This window comes from Listeria sp. MAN/IMW/UF555 (assembly GCF_058684075.1).
Genome location: NZ_JBZWZS010000001.1, coordinates 1267703 through 1287682 on the forward strand (window position 1 = coordinate 1267703; position 19980 = coordinate 1287682).

General features: G+C 38.4%; 23 protein-coding genes. 3 read left to right on the plus strand and 20 right to left on the minus strand.

Annotated elements, in window-relative coordinates:
• Positions 1-159: 159 nt before the first annotated feature.
• The 7 genes from AC4PG8_RS06320 to AC4PG8_RS06350 all read right to left on the minus strand — a co-directional run bounded on the left by AC4PG8_RS06320 (position 160) and on the right by AC4PG8_RS06350 (position 5378).
• Complete coding sequence (locus AC4PG8_RS06320) at positions 160-642, minus strand: SRPBCC family protein (protein ID WP_492170163.1); 483 nt, start codon at positions 640-642, stop codon at positions 160-162.
• 71 nt (positions 643-713) lie between these two features.
• Entirely contained in the window at positions 714-857 is a 144-nt protein-coding gene (locus tag AC4PG8_RS06325; protein ID WP_141009306.1) for a BH0509 family protein, read from the minus strand.
• Positions 858-874: 17 nt separating this feature from the next.
• Entirely contained in the window at positions 875-2041 is a 1167-nt protein-coding gene (locus AC4PG8_RS06330) for an ABC transporter permease (protein ID WP_492170164.1), read from the minus strand.
• On the minus strand, positions 2038-2712 hold the full coding sequence (locus AC4PG8_RS06335; protein ID WP_492170165.1) for an ABC transporter ATP-binding protein: 675 nt from the start codon (positions 2710-2712) through the stop codon (positions 2038-2040). The genes AC4PG8_RS06330 and AC4PG8_RS06335 overlap by 4 nt, the downstream gene beginning before the upstream one ends.
• Positions 2713-2729: 17 nt before the next feature.
• On the minus strand, positions 2730-3329 hold the full coding sequence (locus tag AC4PG8_RS06340; protein WP_153648809.1) for an efflux RND transporter periplasmic adaptor subunit: 600 nt from the start codon (positions 3327-3329) through the stop codon (positions 2730-2732).
• A gap of 44 nt (positions 3330-3373) precedes the next feature.
• Positions 3374-4024 carry a GntR family transcriptional regulator gene (locus tag AC4PG8_RS06345; RefSeq protein WP_003760365.1) on the minus strand — a complete coding sequence of 217 codons (651 nt, stop codon included), beginning with the start codon at positions 4022-4024 and terminating at the stop codon, positions 3374-3376.
• 121 nt (positions 4025-4145) lie between these two features.
• Positions 4146-5378, minus strand: a complete 1233-nt coding sequence (locus AC4PG8_RS06350; protein WP_492170166.1) for an LPXTG cell wall anchor domain-containing protein — start codon at positions 5376-5378, stop codon at positions 4146-4148.
• Between the two features lie 944 nt (positions 5379-6322).
• Between AC4PG8_RS06350 and proC the strand changes: the two genes are divergently transcribed.
• On the plus strand, positions 6323-7123 hold the full coding sequence (gene proC / locus AC4PG8_RS06355) for a pyrroline-5-carboxylate reductase (RefSeq protein ID WP_185513132.1): 801 nt from the start codon (positions 6323-6325) through the stop codon (positions 7121-7123).
• A gap of 3 nt (positions 7124-7126) precedes the next feature.
• On the opposite strand, the gene AC4PG8_RS06360 is transcribed toward proC, so the two are convergent.
• The 6 genes from AC4PG8_RS06360 to AC4PG8_RS06385 form a co-directional block, all read right to left on the minus strand.
• Positions 7127-7552: a GNAT family N-acetyltransferase gene (locus AC4PG8_RS06360; RefSeq protein ID WP_185539278.1), complete on the minus strand. Its 426-nt coding sequence runs from the start codon at positions 7550-7552 to the stop codon at positions 7127-7129.
• 61 nt (positions 7553-7613) lie between these two features.
• Positions 7614-8297 (minus strand): NlpC/P60 family protein, encoded by a 684-nt coding sequence (locus AC4PG8_RS06365; protein WP_033533446.1) that lies wholly within the window; start codon positions 8295-8297, stop codon positions 7614-7616.
• Positions 8298-8442: 145 nt separating this feature from the next.
• Entirely contained in the window at positions 8443-8895 is a 453-nt protein-coding gene (locus AC4PG8_RS06370) for a hypothetical protein (protein ID WP_003760360.1), read from the minus strand.
• 34 nt (positions 8896-8929) lie between these two features.
• Entirely contained in the window at positions 8930-9874 is a 945-nt protein-coding gene (gene floA, locus AC4PG8_RS06375) for a flotillin-like protein FloA (RefSeq protein ID WP_003723104.1), read from the minus strand.
• On the minus strand, positions 9871-10170 hold the full coding sequence (locus AC4PG8_RS06380) for an NfeD family protein (RefSeq protein ID WP_003738085.1): 300 nt from the start codon (positions 10168-10170) through the stop codon (positions 9871-9873). The genes floA and AC4PG8_RS06380 overlap by 4 nt, the downstream gene beginning before the upstream one ends.
• A gap of 164 nt (positions 10171-10334) precedes the next feature.
• Entirely contained in the window at positions 10335-11000 is a 666-nt protein-coding gene (locus AC4PG8_RS06385) for a uracil-DNA glycosylase (protein ID WP_492170167.1), read from the minus strand.
• 129 nt (positions 11001-11129) lie between these two features.
• Here AC4PG8_RS06385 and AC4PG8_RS06390 point away from each other — a divergent pair, with 129 nt between their 5' ends.
• A complete protein-coding gene (locus AC4PG8_RS06390) occupies positions 11130-12245 on the plus strand; it encodes a low temperature requirement protein A (RefSeq protein WP_185539276.1) in 1116 nt (371 codons plus the stop codon).
• A gap of 24 nt (positions 12246-12269) precedes the next feature.
• Here AC4PG8_RS06390 and AC4PG8_RS06395 read toward each other — a convergent pair whose 3' ends face one another.
• From AC4PG8_RS06395 to iolA, 6 genes are all read right to left on the minus strand, one after another.
• Complete coding sequence (locus tag AC4PG8_RS06395; protein WP_003760353.1) at positions 12270-12638, minus strand: hypothetical protein; 369 nt, start codon at positions 12636-12638, stop codon at positions 12270-12272.
• A 91-nt stretch (positions 12639-12729) separates the two neighbouring features.
• Positions 12730-13101, minus strand: coding sequence for an iron chaperone (locus tag AC4PG8_RS06400; protein WP_185539275.1), 372 nt, complete (start codon positions 13099-13101; stop codon positions 12730-12732).
• A 131-nt stretch (positions 13102-13232) separates the two neighbouring features.
• The gene (gene iolD, locus AC4PG8_RS06405) at positions 13233-15149 is read right to left on the minus strand and encodes a 3D-(3,5/4)-trihydroxycyclohexane-1,2-dione acylhydrolase (decyclizing) (protein WP_492170168.1); all 1917 of its coding nucleotides are present in this window, start codon (positions 15147-15149) and stop codon (positions 13233-13235) included.
• Between the two features lie 11 nt (positions 15150-15160).
• Entirely contained in the window at positions 15161-16138 is a 978-nt protein-coding gene (gene iolC, locus AC4PG8_RS06410) for a 5-dehydro-2-deoxygluconokinase (RefSeq protein ID WP_492170169.1), read from the minus strand.
• Positions 16139-16154: 16 nt separating this feature from the next.
• Positions 16155-16976, minus strand: a complete 822-nt coding sequence (gene iolB / locus AC4PG8_RS06415) for a 5-deoxy-glucuronate isomerase (RefSeq protein WP_492170170.1) — start codon at positions 16974-16976, stop codon at positions 16155-16157.
• Positions 16977-16987: 11 nt separating this feature from the next.
• The gene (gene iolA, locus AC4PG8_RS06420) at positions 16988-18454 is read right to left on the minus strand and encodes a methylmalonate-semialdehyde dehydrogenase (protein ID WP_492170171.1); all 1467 of its coding nucleotides are present in this window, start codon (positions 18452-18454) and stop codon (positions 16988-16990) included.
• Positions 18455-18650: 196 nt separating this feature from the next.
• Here iolA and AC4PG8_RS06425 point away from each other — a divergent pair, with 196 nt between their 5' ends.
• The gene (locus tag AC4PG8_RS06425; protein WP_492170172.1) at positions 18651-19412 is read left to right on the plus strand and encodes a DeoR/GlpR family DNA-binding transcription regulator; all 762 of its coding nucleotides are present in this window, start codon (positions 18651-18653) and stop codon (positions 19410-19412) included.
• A 48-nt stretch (positions 19413-19460) separates the two neighbouring features.
• Here the strand turns inward: AC4PG8_RS06425 and AC4PG8_RS06430 are convergent, their stop codons facing one another.
• Positions 19461-19880: a GyrI-like domain-containing protein gene (locus tag AC4PG8_RS06430; protein WP_185500700.1), complete on the minus strand. Its 420-nt coding sequence runs from the start codon at positions 19878-19880 to the stop codon at positions 19461-19463.
• Between the last annotated feature and the right edge of the window lie 100 nt (positions 19881-19980).

Below are 19980 nucleotides of genomic sequence, written 5' to 3' on the forward strand. Positions count from 1 at the left end.
CGTATTTTTTCAATGCCTTGCTTACAATTACATTCTAATGAAACCGATTACTTTTTTGAACATAAGGAATTTCCAGTTAAAGTGGAAAAAGATTAATTGAAACAGAAAAAAGCCATAAACAAAGCGTTTCCAGCTTCATTTATGGCTTTTCTAAAGAATTTATTTTTCGTTATTCAATGCTTTTTGGTATTTGGCAAATAGGGTTTCAAATGTGGCTTTGTTAAAATCGTACGTCTTTTTCTCCGCGCTTGCTTGTAATTTTTTCAGGCAAATATGCCAACCGGAAACATCTCTTGGGCTGTGCTCTGTGATTGCGGTCAGTTGTTCTGTAAAAACTAACTTTGTTTTGTTTCCCGCAATTTCATTTAGTTCAAATGCTACTTCATCTTGATCCCACTGAAAGGCTATTTTTCGGTTAGGTTCAAATGCACGAATTGGCATGGTTATTTTTTCTTCAGGAGTCATGATGAAAAGAAGATGTCCATATGCTCCAAGCTCGCCTATTTCAAGCTCATTAAACCACTTTGCTAGCCCTTCGTTGGTTGTTAATAAGGAAAATACATCTGCTACTTCCGCATTTATTTCTAATCCAAATTCAACGAGCGTCGTACCATCATCACGTTTCCTAATCGATTCGTACATCTAAACCCCTCCTACTAATTTGCCTTTATTTTCGCATAGTTTTATTATTCTCGCAAAAAGTAGGATTTTCTTTATTGTTCTACCACAACTCTTTCATAAAATTCTTCCAAGTCAGCGTAACTAAGTTCTCTAAGTCGTTGTCGTTCTACATTGGTTACTAGACTAACGATTTCTACTAAAACCCATGTATCATCGACTTGTTGTTCTCTCTCCATAAAAACGCCCCCTATAGTTAATCTGCTCGTAACGCATCTATCGGCATTTTTTTCGAAGCTTTCTGCGCTGGGACTACACCAAACACAATTCCAATAAACATCGAAAATCCAACTGCTAAAAGAATCGTCGTAGCAGAAACATGCATGTCAAAACTAGATGCGGCTGTAACTATTTGCGCGGAAAAAATTCCTAGTAAAATACCGATACTACCACCTAACAAACTCAGCACAATCGCTTCAATCAAAAATTGCCTCAAAATATCCCCACTACCTGCACCGATTGCTTTTCTAATACCAATTTCTCGCGTTCGTTCTGAAACCGAGACGAGCATAATATTCATGATTCCAATCCCGCCAACGAGTAAAGAAATTCCAGCAATCGCGCCTAAACCAATGGTAAGCGTGCTAGTAATACTGTCAAATGTATCAAGTGCCTGTTGCTGATTGACAACCGTATACGCCTCTTTATTATTTGGAAAAAGTTGGCTTAGTTGCTGTTTTGTCCGCTTCACTACGTCTGGCACTTGTTCCGTATTTTTTGTTTGAATATAGTATAAATCTACAGAATCCGTTTTAAAAAGTCGTTCTGCGGAAGTGACCGGAATAAAAAGTTTCTTGTCCGCTGACCCGAATAAACTCTCGCCTTTTTCTTTTAAAACACCAATAACTAAATATCTAGCGCCGGCAATTTGGATATGTTTTCCTACTGGATTTTGATTTTTAAAATACGTTTTAGCAATTTCTGAACCGATGACAGTTACTTTTTGGGCAAATCGAACATCTACATTAGAACAAAATCGACCTGATGTAAGTTCTAAGTTTTTTATAGTCGCATAATCTTCATTTACTCCAGTTACTTGGCTACTCGCTGTCTTTACATTCGTTCTTACTTCTTTGGTCTTCATTACTTCCGGCGAACCAATTTCATCCTCATTCAAAAGGCCATTCGCTTCTTTATAGGTGAATTTCTCGTTTGGATTATCCGAATAAAAGCTAACAGATACCAGATTACTCCCCATATCTCCTAATTGGCTAGAAACATTTTTTGAAATCGCCTCGCCAATTGAAACAAGTAATATAACAGAAAAAACACCAATAATAATTCCAAGCATTGTTAAAAATGTTCGAAATTTGGCGGAAAGTAGTTGTTTTAGAGCTAATTTAATGCTTTGAAAAATATTCATAATTTGTTCCATTCACAGAGTTTGCCGTCTTTAATTTCTATTATTCGCTCTGCTTGTTGGGCGATTTCTTGATCGTGTGTAATAATAATTAATGTATTTCCTTCTCGGTGAATTTCTTTAAGCAACGACATTACTTCTTCTCCGGTTTTAGAATCGAGCGCGCCTGTTGGTTCATCTGCTAGTATTATTTCCGGACTTCCTGCTATGGCTCGTGCTATCGCGATACGTTGCTGCTGACCTCCTGAAAGCTGGGCAGGTAGATGTTTCTTTTTATCTAATAATCCAACTCGTTCTAAACTTTTTAATACGACTCTTTTTCGAACAGCTTTACCTACACCTCGATATACAAGCGGCAATTCTACATTTTCAAAAGCAGTGAGTCGGGGCATTAAGTTAAATTGCTGGAAAATAAAACCGATTTTCCGATTTCTAATTTTAGAAATCTTTCGGTCTGATACGCGCATTAAATTCTTTTTATTGAGATAGTACTCACCAACCGTCGCCTTATCAAGAATTCCAAGGATATTCATTAAGGTAGATTTTCCAGAACCAGATGGGCCGATAATGGCTAAAAATTCACCTTCACTGATTTGAAGCGATATGTCGTCTAATGCTTTTATTGTGTTTTCTCCCATTTGGTAGGATTTTGAGATGTTAAATAGTTGAATCATGTCGCACTCTCCTCCATTTAAGGAATAATCACAGGTTGTCCTTCTGTAAGTCCTTTTACTACTTGGATAGATTTTGTATTATGTTTTCCTGTTTCAATCCAGATTTTCTTTTTTTGCTTATTTTCATCAACAATATAAACATAATTTTTGTCTTGTTTATCTGTGTGAACTGCTTCTATCGGGATTGTCAGAATCATTTTTTCTAATGCCACGAGCACGTCAGCACTTACTGACATATTTTCTTTTAAATTATCATCATTTTCCAAATCAATCGTAACTTTATACGATGTTACTGAGCCGTTTATGATGCCTTTTTCATCTATATCAGAAACTTTGCCTTTGTAAATCTTATTATTTACGGCTTCAACGTGGACATTCGCTGCTTGTTTTTCTTTTATTTGATTGATTTCTAGTTCGTCCACCATAATTTGTACCGCGAAATCTTTATAATCTGGCCATTCATTTACTGTTTTTACGATATGACCTTCTGCGGAAACATAGACGCTTAAGTCTGTTTTATTCGCTTCGACTGTTTTGTAATTAATTACTTGTGGTGTTTTTTTCTCATTTTCTTTTATAAAATAATAGCCTACTGATATAGCAACAATAATCAGCATGATAATCATCCAGCTTATTTTTTTCAATAGTTATAAACCTCTCTTTAAAAAGCAATTAAAATCATTGCGTTCATTATGTGTTGAAAACATTTTTTTAATTGTTCGTAATTCCATGATTTTAAAATTTCAATCATGTGCGCTAATTCTTCCGCAATTCGATCACTTGCAGAAACAATAATAAGTCTTACTTCTTTGGTTGCGTTGTCATTTATTTCATTCCATAAATCTTGAATTACTCTATTAAAGTAATCATTGTTCAACTTACCGATAAACGTGCTAATAAAATCTTCAAAAGCGCCCCGCATTAATTCATATTCTCTATTTTTTTCATATTGAATTACTTTTTCTGCTATTTCTATGATGTCATCTACAACAATATAATCTTCCCGTAAAGCTAATTTTTCCGTGCTTTCATACACTAAAAGTTCGACCAATTTCATTCTCGAAAAAAACTCAGTAATTGTTACCTCTGTATTTTGGACGAAGGCACCACGATTATACTGATGAACTAAAAAACCAGAATGGCAAAGATTAATAATCGCCCTTCTAATTGGTGTTCTGCTCATGTTTAATTCTTGAGACAATTTCGCTTCTACTACTCTGTACCCGGTAGGATACTCCCCTGTTGTAATTTTGTTCTTAATGTACTCAAAAGCAACATTCTCCAATCGATCACTTTTAGCAATTTTTGGCATAAATGACTCCCCTCTCTGTGTAAAGCTCTTTAAAAATAGCCCTTGATTGCCATTTTATCATCTAGTTAATGAAAAGAGTATCTGATTTCAGACCTAGCATACTCTTTTCATCAATGATAAATTATCTATTTGCTTTTTTGCGATAAGAGCTGATGCCAATGGTAGTTAAGCCTAGTCCTGCTAAGACTACCCATATCATCGAGCTATCACCAGTTTTTGGAATTTTGTTCACATTTACTTTAGTCGTTGTTGGATCAACTGAAGCTCTTTCAAATTCTACAGGAGTTTTTGTTACTTCTGGATTGGATGGATCAGCTGGATTTGTCGGATCGCTTGGATTAACAATTAATTTTCCATCTTGAGTAACAGTCACTTTGATTGTAAGAGAGGCTGATAGATTACCGGAATCTGTAACTGTATAAGTTACTTGGTAAACGCCTTTTTCCGCATTGTTTACAGTGTCTTTTGTTACTTTAATTTTCGCTGTTAGATCGCCGTCTTCTTTATCCGTTGCAGTAACTTCTTTTAACGAATTAAATAGGTCACCAACTTTGATTGTTTGATCTTTTGCATCAATAATTGGAGCTGTGTTTGTTTTTGTTTCTACTGGAGTAACGGTTACTTTAACGCTTTTTGTAGTTGTTAGTTTGCTTGAGTTTGTCACACTATAGTCAACGTCATACTCGCCGCTTTTCGTCGTATCCACTGTGTTTTTAGTTACTTTGACGCTTTTTGTAAGATCGCCGTCTTTTTTATCCGTTGCAGTTACTTCCTTTAATGCATCAAAAGTTTCGTTTTGTTCGATTGTTTTATCTTCTGCATTAATAACTGGAGCTTCTGGTTGTTCTGCTGGGGTTTCATTTGTTACTGATACGTTTTTCCAAATTATTGTTGCATCTGGAGTCGTTGGAATGACAGATCCTGCTCCTAAATAAGTACCAATATCTGCTTTTGTATCTTCTTTTACTGTAAATTCAAATGTATGTGTAAATACTTTATTTCCGTCATTTGCTACATCGACTACGTTATTTTGTGTAGTAGTCACATTGTTACTATCAAGTTCTACGCCAGACGAATTTGGTATAAATAGTCCTGCTTTTGCTGATTGACCTGTAACAGTATCAGTCGCTTGCATGTCAACATTTGCTTCATAAGCTACTGTATATTTATAACTTTTACCTTTTTCAAGTTGCACATCTTCATATCCAACAAAGTAAAAACCATTTCGTACGTCTTTATATGTCAAACTGCTCTCGGAAGTACTAGCCGCATCTGCAACCATACTTGGAATAAAGTTAAAGACAACCATTGATAGAAGTGCAACTGTTGTGATTAACGCGATTATTTTTTTCATGGATTAAAAATCCTCCTCATTTACATCTTTAATTACAAAATAGGGTTAAGTCAGCCTTAACCCTATATTTCAACTTATTCTAATGAGCAATCAACCAAAGATTCCTTTGATTAAGTTGTTTAGTAATCCTGTGATTTCTGGGAAATTGAATGCTCCTGAAACGTTAGTTAATAATTGTAAAAAGAAATTCATTTTTTAGTGGCCTCCTCTGCTATTTTATTTTTGTAAAAATCAACCAAAGATTGCTTTCATAATGTTGTTTAAAAATCCTGTAATTTCCGGGAAATTAAGTGCTCCTGAAAGATTACCTAATAATTGTAAAAAGAAATTCATCTGCAGTTACCTCCTTTATGTTTTATTTTTTTGAAATTAACCAAAAATGATTTTCATTAAGTTGTTTAGGATTTCTGTTACGTCTGGGAAATTTAAAGCACCAGAAGAGTTGCCTAATAGTTGTAAAAAGAAATTCAATGTTTTCACCTCGCAGTACTATGTAGTTGGAACTGTTATCCAATGTTAATTATAGCTGATAAAAACGCCATTTATAGCGCTTTCAAACCTTAAAAACATTGTGCTCCATATCGTATCCCAAGTTAATTTTTACTGTTGCTCAGAATCACTTATTAGGGGACAATTATCACAATAATGTTTATTTTTAGTTGTCAAGTGAGTCGCTTTTGACACATTTTCGCTATATTTTATTATTCATACTAGCCAAAGTTTAGTTGAGTTATAAATTTCATGAATGGCTTTACAATTTTAGTTCAAAATCAGACTTTTTTTCACAAAAAATACAATCCCAAACACAAAAAAACCTTAGAATAAGTTCTAAGATTGTTTTAAATCTAATTTATTTGTTGCTTTTTTCCACTTCTGAAAGGCTGGACAAAGCCGCATAACGTGAGATAATAGAAAAAAAGATTTTGTTAGGAGCGAAAATTAGTATGAAAAAAATCGGTTTTATAGGCGCGGGAAATATGGGTACAGCAATGATTCGTGGTTTAGCAAAAGCAAACTTGGGGAAAGAAGAAGACATTCTTGTGTGTGGTAGAGATATGGAAAAATTAAAACCACTTAAAACTGAATTTAACGGAATTCAATTAACAACGGATACCGCTCAACTTGCAGAACAAGCAGATATTATCATTTTATCCGTTAAGCCTTATACTATTCCTGAGATTTTAACAGCAGTAAAAGATAAGATAACACCTGAAAAAATCGTTATTTCTGTAGCAGCAGGGGTCACAATTAAAGACTTAGAAGAATTAACGTCAACAGAGACTAAAATTGTTCGCGTTATGCCAAATACCCCGGCGCTTGTCGGCGAAGCAATGTCATCCATTTCGCCTAATAGCAATGTAACTGCGGAAGAAACAGCGCATATTTCTACTATTTTTTCTAGTTTTGGAAAAGCCGAAGTTGTTGCTGAGAACTTGATGGATGCCGTAGTGGGCGTCAGTGGTTCGTCCCCAGCGTATGTGTATATGTTTATCGAGGCGCTTGCTGATGGAGCTGTTTTGAACGGTATGCCGCGAGATAAAGCTTATAAATTCGCAGCTCAAGCCGTTCTTGGTGCCGCAAAAATGGTATTAGAAACTGGCGAACATCCTGGAAAACTAAAAGACATGGTCACCTCTCCTGGTGGAACAACAATCGAAGCAGTCAAGTCACTGGAAGATACAGGTTTCCGTTCCTCTGTCATTAGTGCCGTTCAAGCCGCTGCTAACAAAAACAGTTCTATGTAGACTTTATAGATATTTGACGAAAAAGTATTTTTCCTCACCTTTTAATGGAAAATCTTTGATACGGCCAAGCTCTGTGAAACCACATTTTTTATAAAATTCCGGAGCTTGGTAACTGAATGTCGTTAGAGAGATATGGTGGCAATGATGTTCTCTACCATATCTTTCTATTTGTTCTATTAATGCTGTACCTACCCCTGTTCCTTGCATTTTTTGATCCACTGAAAGCAGTGACACATGGAGTTCACCGTAACTCGTTTTAGCTGTTAAGCCACCGACTATTTCTCCTTCGTGATTTATCGCCGCAAATCCAATAAAAACAGGTTCACTTTTAGGTATCGAGTATCCCATTCTTTCTTTATGATTCATCAGACCTTCGATTACTTTCGGTTCCAACTCTTCTAAAGGCATTTCTTTTATACTAAACTCCACTTATGATTCCTCCTTATTAATTACACAAAAAAGCATCACCTGAAAGTGACGCTTTGTAAAATTATTTTAAATTTGCTACACGACCGTAACCAGCAATATATTTTTTCCAGTAGCCAGATTTGATAGTGTCGTATTTCACGCCGTTATTTTGTGCGTTAAGCATTTTTCCATTTCCTACATAAATTCCAACATGGGCAATCCCTTTGCCGTAATTAAAGAAAATTAAATCGCCGTTTTTTAGTTCGCTAGCTTTAATTTTTTTGGCGGAAGCATATTGTTGTTTGGCTGTACGAGGAATAGATTTTTTTATTCCTTTTGAATATACATATTGCGTATACCCAGAGCAATCAAAGCAGCTTGGACCAGTTGCGCCGATTTTATAGCGCTTGCCAAGGTGTTTTCTTGCTTCATTATTTAATGCGGTAAAACTTTGTGTTGTTGCAACAGGTGCTTTGTATGTAGTTAAACATTTACCTGAAACATATCCTACTTTACCGTTATATGTTGTTTTGTACCAGTTATTTTTTGTTTTGGCTGTAAAAGTAACCGTAGTACCTTTTTTGTAAAAACCGATGACTTTGCCGCTTGTATTGTCTGCTGTGCGAACATTTACATCAGCTGTTGTCGTCATCTTGTAAGTAGTTGCTGCTGATGCGCTATTTGTTGGTAAAAATAGTACTGAAAAAGAAATCATTAAAGCTATTAACGCAAAAAAAATCTTTCTTCTCGCTGCTATTATTTTCAATCCACGCACCCCTTTTTTATATACCCACAGCATATCAGGTGAATGTTACAGTTGTAATACAGCTATTTTAAAACTTAACTTTATTATGTAACAGTTTGGACACAGCAAAAAAACAAGCCCAAGAAACGAGTTCTTGAGCTTATTTCTATAGATGGTTTTTTCGTAAAGAGACTGGTTTATCAAGGATTTCTTTGGTAATTATTGCTTCCTGTAATCTACCCCGCAATTTTCGAGCTTTTTTAGGGCGATGCGTGGAAGTTTTCATTATCTTTTTCCCTTTGGCCACGTCGGATTCCCGGCGAATTTCTCTTAACATTTTCTCTTGTGCGGCTTTTTGTTCCGCGATAACTTTATCTTGCTCTTTATTTTGTGTAAAAGTTCCTTGTGATACTTTTCGTTTTTCTGGTTTTTTAGTGGTTTGGTTATGATGTTGCGGTTTGTAGTTCGCACGCGACATTTGGCTTAGCTTGGATGGTTCTTTTTTTTCGCTGTCAGCTGCCTTGCCCGATTTACTAAGGAGATTTACAATAACGCCAATCACCCCAAGGATAACTAAAACACCTTCCCAGCCACTATTTAGAAAATCATTTAAATCCAATGAAAACACCTTCTTTCTTGCAAAAGATCAAGGTTTATTTTTCGTCTTCGTGTGCAATCGATTCGCGCATTGCTGTATCTGATTGTACATTTTCCATTTTGTAGTAATCCATTACGCCTAAGTTGCCTTCTTCTAAAGCGCGAGAAAGAGCACGTGGTACTTCTGCTTCTGCGGCTACTACGGCAGCTCTGTTTTCTTGTTCTAGGGCAATCGCTTCAGCTTTACGTTTCGATGCAGCTGCTTGAGCAACTTCCATGTCCGCGTTGGCTTTTTCGATGTCTAGTTTTGCTTTAATGTTGTCACCGATACGCATCTCAGCAATATCAATAGATAAAATTGTGTAAGCAGTTCCGTCTCCAAGTCCTTGTTCTTGGACTTTTTTCGAAATGCTGTTTGGATTTTCAAGTACGTCTGTATGTTCTCTAGTTTCACCGACTGTAGATACTACGGCTTCACCGACACGCGCGATAACTGTATCTTCACCAGCACCACCGACGATACGTTCAATATTAGATTGTACGGTAATTTGTGTAATAACTTTTACTTCTACCCCATTTTGCGCCACACCAGTAAATTCAGGTGTACGGATAACTTTTGGTGTTACAGAAGTTTGTACTGCTTCAAGTACGTCACGTCCAGCAAGGTCAATTGCTGCTGCACGGCTGAAATCTAATTCAATATTTGCGCGGTGTGCGGCGATTAACGCATCAACTGTGTTATCCACGTCCCCACCTGCTAAATAGTGACTTTCAAGTTGGTTTACTTCTAAATCAAGTCCTGCTTTTACTGCTTTAATTAACGGTTTTACAACGCGAGAAGGTACAACCCGACGTAATCTCATCCCGATTAATGTTCCTAGTCCTACTGGTACACGTGCGGATAATGCACTAATCCATAACCCCACTGGTACTAAAGTAAAAAAGACGATTAAAAAGATGATAATCAATACTGCGATAATAATTGGTCCAATCATTGTCATTTTTCTCCCTCCTGTATATCTTCATTAACTAGTACGTATCCAAAGTCGATACCTACTGCAATTATTGGTTTTCCAACTTCCAAATAACCTGTTTTCAAGCGAGCTTCATAGACTTCTCCGTCTATTCTGACACTGCCAATCGGTTTAAGTGTCGTTTGTGCTACACCTTTTTTGCCCACTACTTTGTCTCGTAGCGCTTTCATTCTTTCTATTTCTTTGTCTTCTAAAACCCCCCGATGCACGAGTCCCCATGATTCTCCATAAACAAAGTCATCTTCTGTAAAATTATGCTTCAAACCAGTCACCTTCTTTAGGAACTTTTTTAAGTTTTAACTATCTCCTGTAATAACCATAACATGAAAGAAACTTTATGTAAAAAACTTTTAGCAATTATTCTGTAAATTTTTTCACTTTTAAAGAAAAATTTATAATAGGAAGAAAAAACGACAAAATGTTGCTATTATTTACTATTTAAATCCCAATCAATTGGCGTTCTATTATTCTCTTTTAAGAACTCATTGGTTTTGGAAAATGGTTTACTTCCGAAAAAGCCACGATTTGCGGCAAGGGGTGATGGATGTACTCCTTTAATCAGTAAATGTTTTGGGTTAGTGATGCCACTTGCAGCTTTTATAGCGTGATTCCCCCATAAAATAAAGACGAGTGGCTTATCGTAATTATTTAATTCTTCCAAAACGTGATTGGTAAATATCGCCCAACCTAATTTTTTGTGGCTTCCGGCTTTCCCTTCCTCCACACTCCAGCTTGTGTTCATTAGTAAAACTCCCTGTTCCGCCCATTTAGCAAGATAACCGTGATTAGCTGGATCAATATCCAAGTCGCTTTTTAGTTCCTTGTAAATATTTCGAAGGCTTGGCGGGATTCGAACGTCTTTTTGCACAGAAAAACTTAAGCCATGTGCCTGACCTGGGCCATGATAAGGGTCTTGACCAAGGATGACAACTTTGACTTTATCATAAGGGCATAAGCGGAAACACGAAAACATATCTTCCTCTGATGGATAAACATTTCCTTCTTCTCTCGCTTCACTCACAGCTTTCATCAATTCTATAAAATAAGGCTGTTTGGCTTCTTGCTCTAAAAATTCATCCCAAGTTTTCACCATTTTGCTCTCTCCCGTCCTAGTAATTTGTCCCTCCATTATACTTTTCTCGGCAAGCCACTGTCAAAAGTAAATAAGAATAGCTTTCCGCGTGGTATAATTTTAAAAAAGAGCATTTAATGGGGTGAAATAATGACTGAAAGAAAAGTTTCTTGGCTAGAGCTATTTTTTGATTTAATATTTGTTACCGCGGTTGCTTCCACGACCCATCTTTTACTTAGTGTTGATAATCATCCCGATAAAACTGCTGTTTATTTTGGCGAATATTTACTGATGGTAACGCCGATGTTTTGGGCATGGGTGGGGCAGACGATGTTTTTCAACCGTTTTGGTGAAAAGATAAAATTACCTGAACTTTATATGTTGCCGCAAATGTTTTTCTTGATTTTGATGACGGCGAGCTTTGATTTAACTTTTTCAAATACGTACTATACTTTTTTAATTGGTTATTTAGGCATTCGATTTATTACGGTTATTCAGTATTTTGTTATTAGTAGACAGCTAAGTGGAAACGCGCGCAAGGTGGCGATTATACTAGGAAGTGTGTTTTTGCTTGGGGTTTTCACGACAGCTACTTCGGTTTTCTTTGATGGCTTTATTCGTTATTTAGTAATGTATCTAGGTATCGCAGTTGATATTATTTTACCGTTATTCTTAGCAAAAACATTACGGAAAGTTCCCGTTGATTTCCCGCATTTGGCAGAGCGATTTGGTTTGTTCGTTATTATTACATTTGGTGAGAGTATCGTCGCGATTACTACCATTTTGGTGGGGCATACGCTTGATTTATATACTATCAGCTATACTTTTCTTGGCTTTTTAATTATCAGCACACTCTTCGTCTCTTACTTTCACAGCTTTGAAAAAATAATCGATCATCATAAAGAAACCCATGGGCAGTACTTAATTTATGGACATTTCTTTATTATTATTTCCATTATGCTACTTGCGGCGAATTTGCATTTATTGTTTGAGGATCATTTAGAAAAAAATGTGTTGCTTTTGATGTTATTTGGCTCTGTAGCACTATTTTTCATCTCAAAACAATTCGTTTTTATAACCCACAAAAAGGTGGAAGTGAGCTTTTCTTTTTGGAAAGATGCGCTTTTATTATTGCTTCTCGTTGGGTTGTTTTTCCTCAATCTTTATACAGATTTACCGTTATTTGTTAGTTTTGTAAGTATTTGGGTTTGTGCATTGATTGATCTTGGATTGCAGTTTCGGACTTCGCGACCTGCACGGATATAAAATAAAAAAAGGTGGGCATTTCGCTCACCTTTCTTCGTTCACATCTCGATGTCTTGTGTAATCCGTAAAAATAAACAGGCCCATTAAGAAGCTTATTAAACATACGATTGGACGGAAATAGAATCCAGAATAACTAGGGGTGAAAATCAGTCCAAAAACAAGTCCAAATAGCCATAAAATTAGTGCCATAAATATTAGAAAATCATTTCGATAAGCACAAATAATGAGGATTCCTGCTAAAATCATCGCAAGTGACATTAGATAGCCCGATGACGCCGCAAGATCTTCCGGTATCATAAACAAGTTATTTTTTTTGCTGTCAGGGCTTAGTAGTTCAGCAAGAGCACCAATAAAGCCTGCTTGGATTGACATAATTCCACAAAAAATACGCATTTTACACCACTCTTTTTAAAATACATTTTAGCTTATTTATTATGTCATAAAAAATCCGGATTTGCTACGCGACAAAGTAACTATAATTTACTTATACGCGCCAAAAACTACTATAATTAGCTTTATCTTGAATATTAAACTCGATTATTTTTGCTAGTAAATCAAAATCTACTGGTTTCTTCCATAAAATCCGGAAAATCCCTTTCGTATGACTATAACCAGCTTCTTTCAGTTCCGTTTCAAAACGATCAATTCCAGCTACTTCTGGGGAAACACTCATATGCTGTTTTGCAATTGAGAATCCAATGATGAACGTACCATTATTGGTGAACATTGGTGTATTCCATTTGATTTCTGGCTTTAGATTTGGAAAAGTTTCCTCCACCCAGGTTAAAACTTCTTGTGTTCGTGCGCGGTGTTCCGGGTTTTCAATCTCAGCTAGATATTCTGCAAAAGCTTCCATATTATTTCCTCCTAAAAAACATAATCTTACAGTTACTCTTATTATAAAGAAAAACTGCTGTGATGCAAAGTCTGGCTGCTAGATACAGCAAACAAAAACAAGCCTCTATGTCAGGCTTGTTTTTGTTTAGCTTAATATAGTCGGGCTTTTTTCAGGTTTATTTGTTTCGCTTCGTATGCTCGGGTGATGCTCTCTTTATTTGAAACTTCGGAAACGCCTACATTCCACCAGTTAAGGTAGCCTTCTGACATGGTTTTAGGCAACACTTTCATTTCGATTAAAGTTGTTTTGGTTTGTTTTTTGGCATCTTCTAACGCGTTGATCAAATCTTCTTTTGTGTTGGCTTTATAGACTTTTGCGCCGTATCCTTCTGCAATTTTGGCGTAATCGACTTGCATGATTTGGTTGTTGTTATCGCGGAATTCACAGAAGAAACTGTCGCTCCCGTTTGCCATTTGAAGATTGTTGATACAGCCAAATCCGGAATTATCGAAGAGCATAATGTTAATTTTTTTGCCGTATTGCAAGGAAGTCAGCAGTTCAGAGTGGGACATGCAGAAACTGCCATCGCCGACGATAGAGTATACTTCTTGGTTATCGTTTGCGGCCATTTTTGCGCCTAGAGCACCGTTTATTTCGTAGCCCATGCAAGAGTAGCCATATTCTAGGTGATACGTATTTGGCACGGCTGGATTCCAGAGTCGTTGCAGGTCGCCCGGAAGTGAACCAGCTGAACAAACTACGATGCTATCTGGCTCGACGGTATCATTAATTGTAATTAGTGCTTCGGTTTGTGTGAATTCCGTCTGTAAGCTATCGGCATATTCGTTTAAAGTTGCTTGATCAAATTGATTTTTGATTTCTGGGGCGAAATTATTACGATTGAATTTTGTATGTTGCAGACGCGTTCGTTCTTTTAGCCATTCTTTTTTATACGTCGAAATCTTGTCACCAAATTGGGTTTTGTATCCTTTTAAAAGTGGCGTAAGTTCGATTAGTGTTGCTTTGGCGTCACCGACCACTTGGAAGGCATCTAGTTTGTAGGTTTGCATCCGGCTGATGTTGATATTGATAAATTTAGTCGCTGGGTTAAAGGCTGTCTTGGAGCTCGTTGTGAAATCGGTATAGCGCGTGCCAATTCCAATCACTAAATCGGCCTCGTGGATTATTTTATTTGCAGCCAGTGTACCGAGGATGCCTGTGCCGCCTAGATTGTTTTTGAAGCTAAACTCCACGGTGGATTTCCCAGCATGCGTTTCAACGAGCGGAATGTCGTTTTGTTCGGAGAGGGCGATTAATTCATTGCGGGCATCTGAATAGCGGGCGCCACCTCCGACGATAATAACCGGGGTCTGACTAGCTTTGATAAGTTTCGCCGCCTCGGTTAGTTCGCGTTTTGTCGGAATTTGCCGATTAAGATAGTGAATTCTTTTTTGGAAAAACGTTACTGGGTAATCGAATGCTTCTCCTTCTGTGTCTTGCGCGATACAGATTGTTGCTGGACCGGCGCTCACTGGGTTGGTCATGACTTCAAAGGCGCGAAGGAGGGCGCTCATTAGTTGCTCTGGTCGCTGCACGCGGTCAAAATATTTTGAAACTGCTTGGAAGCCATCGTTGGTTGTGATTGCCGTGCTCGACTCATGCTCTAGTTGTTGCAAAACTGGGTCGGGCTGTCTTGTTGCGAATGTGTCGGCTGGCAAGAATAATACTGGTAAATTGTTCGCAAATGCGGTGCCAGCTGCTGTAATTAGGTTAGCAGATCCTGGTCCAGCTGACGTGGAACACGCGTAGATGCGCTTGCGATTTTTTTGTTTTGCGTAGGCAATTGCCGCGTGCGCCATGCCCTGCTCATTTTTTCCTTGGTAGACTTTTAAATGACCTGGATTTTCTTCCAAAGCCTGTCCAATCCCAACCACATTCCCATGCCCAAACAATGTGAAAATCCCGTCCACAAACGGCGCAGATTCACCGTCCACCTCAATATACTGTTGATTTAAAAATTTCACCAAAGCTTGCGCAGTAGTTAGTCGAATTGTTTTTTCCGTCATCAAAATCCCTCCTAATCCGCGTTCGCAATAAGCGCTTTAATTTCATCGGCTGTTGGCATCGCATCGGAAGAACTGTGTTTACTCACAACGATTGAAGCCGCCGCACTTCCGAATTTAAGTGCTGTTTCGATATTTTCGCCGCTAAACAGCCCATATAAGAATGCAGATGCATAGGAATCCCCTGCGCCAAATGTTTTGAGTACTTTAGTTTTATAGGCTTGTGCTCGGAATGTTTCGCCTGCTTTTGTATACGCAAAAGATCCTTCTACACCGTGCTTAATTACGATAATTTCTGCTTTATGTTTAAAAAGATTGGCCGTCGTCACTTCATTATTACCACCAATTTGATTTTCCATCATATCAAATTCGTCACGCGTACCGATTATCACATCCGCTTGTTCCGCGACAAGTGAATAATAAACCGCTGTTTCTTCCGTATTTTTCCAAGTATAGGGGCGATAATCCAGTTCAAAAGCGACTATTACATCGTTTTTCTGAGCTAGGTGGACTGCTTTTAAAACGGCTTCTCGTGATGGACTTTGCGCTAAAGCTGTACCTGAAATGAGGAGCACCCGTGTTTCTTTTATGTAGTCTTCCGAAATCTCTTCCGGCGTCAAATATAAATCCGCTACATTTTCACGATACATTAAAATACTACATTCTTCCGGGCTCTTAATTTCCGTAAACGCCAAACCAACTTTGCGCCCAGCTGTATCTTTCACCATTCCAGCCGTGTTTATATTCAAATCGCGCATATGTTTTTCAATAAACCTGCCATGTTGATCATCTGAAATTTTGCCGATAAAACCTACTTTTAAGCCGAGTTTCGCGGTTCCAATCGCAATATTAGCCGGGGAGCCACCCACATATTTAGAAAAAGTTATCGTTTCTTCCATTGGACGATTGTATTCGACCGCGTTCAAATCAATGCACGCGCGTCCTACTGTGATTAAATCAAATTTTCGTTCGCTATGTTTGTTTAGATTCATGCTCCAAATCCTCCTCTTAGTCTCGCTCTAAAATCCATTCATGGTCGGGATCATTGTGAAATTTCCAAACCCGCTTCGGTCCAGCCATCACGTTTAAATAGTAAGAATCATATCCGTCCGGAACCCCCACAGGATGATAGCCTTCTGGAACAATAACCGCATTCTGGTGCTCTACAGCCATTGTTTCATCAAGCGCACGATCATCCGTATAGACACGTTGAAAAATAAAACCTTGCTCCGGATTAATTTCATGATAATAACTTTCTTCTAAAAATGACTCTGCTGGCAAATTATCGCGGTCATGTTTATGCGGTGGATAACTCGAAAAATCCCCGCCATTCGTATACACTTCCACAACCAACAAACTACTCGCAACCCCACTCACATCTGGCAAAATATTATGTACCAGTCGTTTATTTTGATATTTACCGCGTTGCTCAATTGAATTATCACTTGCTTTAATTAGCGTCGTTGGCAAATCTCGGTCAGCCGGCGAATAACAAAGAGCCACACGAGCTTTTCCCGAATCTGCCTTCACTTGAAACGCCCGTCCACCAGAGATAAACACGCTATCAGTCGGAATTTTTTCGAAAACGTTCGCCCTTGTCCCAATTTCTGTAAAAACATGCGCGGCCTCACTAACCGTAATTTTCCCAGTAAGCGCGACAATGCAGCACTCCAAATCAGTAAGAGCCTCCTGATAAACGGCGCCTTTTTCCAGTTCAATCAAGCGAAACCCAACATAACTTAGCGGAGAATTCCCTTGGTTAATATCCTGCACAAGCGTAACGCCAGGCGCTATTGTTTCATTTAACGGTTTTCGTAATAGTTTGCTCATGTCCGCACCTCCTATTCTTCGTAGCCTTTTAATGAATATCTCGCAGTGACAACTTTTTTATGCGTGTAAAAATCTACGCTGTCTTTGCCGTTAGCGTGAAGTGTTCCATAAAAGGACGATTTCCAACCAGAAAACGGGAAAAACGCCATCGGAGCAGGTACACCCAAATTCACACCAAGCATTCCAGCATCAATTTTTTCTCTAAAGTAACGGATTGCCTTGGCATTATTAGTGAAAATACAAGCACCGTTCGCAAATTCAGATTGATTCGCCACCCGAACAGCTTCTTGGAGGTTTTTCACACGAATCACAGATAAAACTGGTGCAAAAATCTCATCTTTCCAAATTGTCATATCCGTCGTAACATCTTCCAAAATCGTGGGTCCCACAAAATGCCCTTCAGAAAGCCCTGTTTCACGGCCATCTACAGTTAATTTCGCCCCTTCTTCCACGCCTTTTTCAATATAAGCAATTGTGCGTTTTTGATTTTCTTCGCGAATTACTGGACCAAGGAAAACGCCATCGTCTAACCCGTTTCCAATTTTCACATTCTGCGCCGCTGTTCGAAGTGCCGCTAAAAACTCGTCCGCGATTCCTTCTTCAACTGTAACAACCGCACACGCCATGCACCGTTCGCCAGCCGATCCAAATGCTGCTGAAATAACATTCGTCACGGTATCTTCTAAATCCGCATCATTAAGTACAATCGTATGGTTTTTCGCGCCTGTCAAAGCTTGCACACGTTTCAAGTTCGCGCTTCCTGTTTTGTAGACATACTCCCCAACCGGCTTAGAACCTACAAAAGAAACCGCTTTAATTAGTTCGTTTTCTAAAATACCATTAACCACATCACGCGCGCCGTATACCACATTGAACACACCTTTTGGAAGACCAGCTTCGGAAAATAATTCGACCAATTTCTCCATTAAAAGCGGTGTTCGCTCAGAAGGTTTTAAAATAAACGAGTTCCCGAGCGCGATAGCCATTGGGAACATCCAACAAGGAACCATCATCGGAAAGTTAAATGGTGCAATTCCGCCAACAACTCCGACCGGATAGCGATAATTTGCCGCCTCCACATCTGTTGCAATCGAAGCAAGCGAATCACCCATCATGAGTGTTGGTGCTCCCGCCGCGAACTCAACATTTTCAATACCACGTTGCACTTCGCCGCGTGCCTCAGATAAATTTTTACCATTTTCGAGTGTAATCAGTCTTGCTAGTTCTTCTTTATGTTGAATGAGTAACTGTTGGAAACTAAATAGAACCCGTGCACGTCTTGGTACAGCAACTTGGCTCCATTTTTCAAAAGCTTGTTCGGCTATGGTAGCGGCCTGGTCTAATTCCGCGCGCGTCGATATTGGCACTTGGCACAGCACTTCGCCCGTCGCTGGATTGATGACATCTTCGTATTTGTCCGCCTTACTCTCGACCCATTCACCATTAATATAATTCTTTAATTTCCGTATATCTGCCATAAATTATCCCTCCACTTAAAATTACTCATAAGTTAACCATTAATCGATTATAACCCCATCTTAAGCCAATAAAATTGGAGAGTCAATTTAATTTTTGTCACTAACTTCACCATAAAAAATCATAGTTGATTACCTTTTGAGCATGTGTTATAAATAGGGTAGAAAACAATATTTTTTGCCAAAGGATGAATTTCAAATGAAAGTACGACGCATTCAAGCGATAGAGAATTTAATTCACGAAAAAGGCAGCGCTAGCCTTGATGATTTATGCGAACAATTCAACGTTTCTAAAAATACTATTCGTCGCGACATTGCCAAACTTCTCCAAAAAAACACCATCAAAAAAGTCTATGGTGGTGTCGTTTCTATTTATAATAATCCTGAAGAAATTCGGCCGTTCGAAAATCGCGATACAGAAAATCATGCTGAAAAACAGCTTATCGGAAAAGCGGCGGCTGATTTTATTGAAGAAAATGATCTGATTTTTATTGATTCCGGGACAACGACTAGCTGTCTCGCAGCGGCTCTACCAACGGATAAAGAGATTACTATTATTACTAACAGCCTAGATGTGATTAATTTTGCGAGTGAAATGGATAATGTGAAATTGATTGTGATTGGCTCGACGTTTAAACCGAGTACTAAATCATTTGTCGGCGTGGAGAACTGGGGATTTTTTGAGAAATATAATATTACGAAAGCTTTTATGGCCGCAACTGCGCTTTCGACTACGCACGGGGTGATGAATTCGGATATTTTGGAGTATGAGATTAAGCGCCATATGATGGAAAAAGCTACGGAGAAATTTTTGCTGGTGGATCATACGAAGGTGGATAAGTCGGCTTTGCTTACTTACGGGGAGCTGGCGAAATTTGATTGGTTGGTTACGTCGAAGGACATGGCTGGTGGGTGTTTGGGGTATTGTGAGGATGTTGGGGTTTTGGTGAGGTTGGTTTAGTTTAGTGAAAAAAGACCCCTCTCCACCGAAAGGGGTCTCTCAATTTATTTACTTACTAACAACCGGAATATAAAGCGTAAAATCCGCTTCTCTAAGATCTTCCAAATTAAACGATCCTGCAATACCAACTGTGTCGCTTTGGCTCACTTCGCCGTATGCTGCGCCGATGAAGCCGTCTAGAGCTGGGCGGTCTTTTTCGCTTGTTACGAATTTTGCGTATTTGCCTGCTGGGATGTCGAAGGTTGTGTCGCCGTTTTCGCCGTTCGCGCTTGCCACGATGTAATATTGTAAGCCGTCAAGACTTGCGTTAATGCCAACGTAGTCTTTTTCGTTTTTTGCAAATTTTGTGTAGGCTGATTCTTTGATTTCGCTCATTGGGCCAAAGCCTTTTTGTGGATCAAATTCAGGGATTTCTACTTTGTTTCCAGTAAATGTTTCTTTTTTCAATTCAACAATTTCAAATGCCATAATATTTCCCTCCAAAAAGTTACTTAACTTTGATATGATGTAACTATAACACGCGAATGATGACAACTGTCTGTCATCATTTCGAAAAAAGGAGAAAAAA

Bases quoted from the DNA above. Each gene is read 5' to 3' on its own strand.
- AC4PG8_RS06320 (WP_492170163.1), bottom strand. From the start codon at position 642: ATGTACGAATCGATTAGGAAACGTGATGATGGTACGACGCTCGTTGAA.
- AC4PG8_RS06325 (WP_141009306.1), bottom strand. From the start codon at position 857: ATGGAGAGAGAACAACAAGTCGATGATACATGGGTTTTAGTAGAAATC.
- AC4PG8_RS06330 (WP_492170164.1), bottom strand. From the start codon at position 2,041: ATGAATATTTTTCAAAGCATTAAATTAGCTCTAAAACAACTACTTTCC.
- AC4PG8_RS06335 (WP_492170165.1), bottom strand. From the start codon at position 2,712: ATGATTCAACTATTTAACATCTCAAAATCCTACCAAATGGGAGAAAAC.
- AC4PG8_RS06340 (WP_153648809.1), bottom strand. From the start codon at position 3,329: ATGCTGATTATTGTTGCTATATCAGTAGGCTATTATTTTATAAAAGAA.
- AC4PG8_RS06345 (WP_003760365.1), bottom strand. From the start codon at position 4,024: ATGCCAAAAATTGCTAAAAGTGATCGATTGGAGAATGTTGCTTTTGAG.
- AC4PG8_RS06350 (WP_492170166.1), bottom strand. From the start codon at position 5,378: ATGAAAAAAATAATCGCGTTAATCACAACAGTTGCACTTCTATCAATG.
- proC (WP_185513132.1), top strand. From the start codon at position 6,323: ATGAAAAAAATCGGTTTTATAGGCGCGGGAAATATGGGTACAGCAATG.
- floA (WP_003723104.1), bottom strand. From the start codon at position 9,874: ATGACAATGATTGGACCAATTATTATCGCAGTATTGATTATCATCTTT.
- AC4PG8_RS06385 (WP_492170167.1), bottom strand. From the start codon at position 11,000: ATGGTGAAAACTTGGGATGAATTTTTAGAGCAAGAAGCCAAACAGCCT.
- AC4PG8_RS06390 (WP_185539276.1), top strand. From the start codon at position 11,130: ATGACTGAAAGAAAAGTTTCTTGGCTAGAGCTATTTTTTGATTTAATA.
- AC4PG8_RS06395 (WP_003760353.1), bottom strand. From the start codon at position 12,638: ATGCGTATTTTTTGTGGAATTATGTCAATCCAAGCAGGCTTTATTGGT.
- AC4PG8_RS06400 (WP_185539275.1), bottom strand. From the start codon at position 13,101: ATGGAAGCTTTTGCAGAATATCTAGCTGAGATTGAAAACCCGGAACAC.
- iolD (WP_492170168.1), bottom strand. From the start codon at position 15,149: ATGACGGAAAAAACAATTCGACTAACTACTGCGCAAGCTTTGGTGAAA.
- iolC (WP_492170169.1), bottom strand. From the start codon at position 16,138: ATGAATCTAAACAAACATAGCGAACGAAAATTTGATTTAATCACAGTA.
- iolB (WP_492170170.1), bottom strand. From the start codon at position 16,976: ATGAGCAAACTATTACGAAAACCGTTAAATGAAACAATAGCGCCTGGC.
- iolA (WP_492170171.1), bottom strand. From the start codon at position 18,454: ATGGCAGATATACGGAAATTAAAGAATTATATTAATGGTGAATGGGTC.
- AC4PG8_RS06425 (WP_492170172.1), top strand. From the start codon at position 18,651: ATGAAAGTACGACGCATTCAAGCGATAGAGAATTTAATTCACGAAAAA.
- AC4PG8_RS06430 (WP_185500700.1), bottom strand. From the start codon at position 19,880: ATGGCATTTGAAATTGTTGAATTGAAAAAAGAAACATTTACTGGAAAC.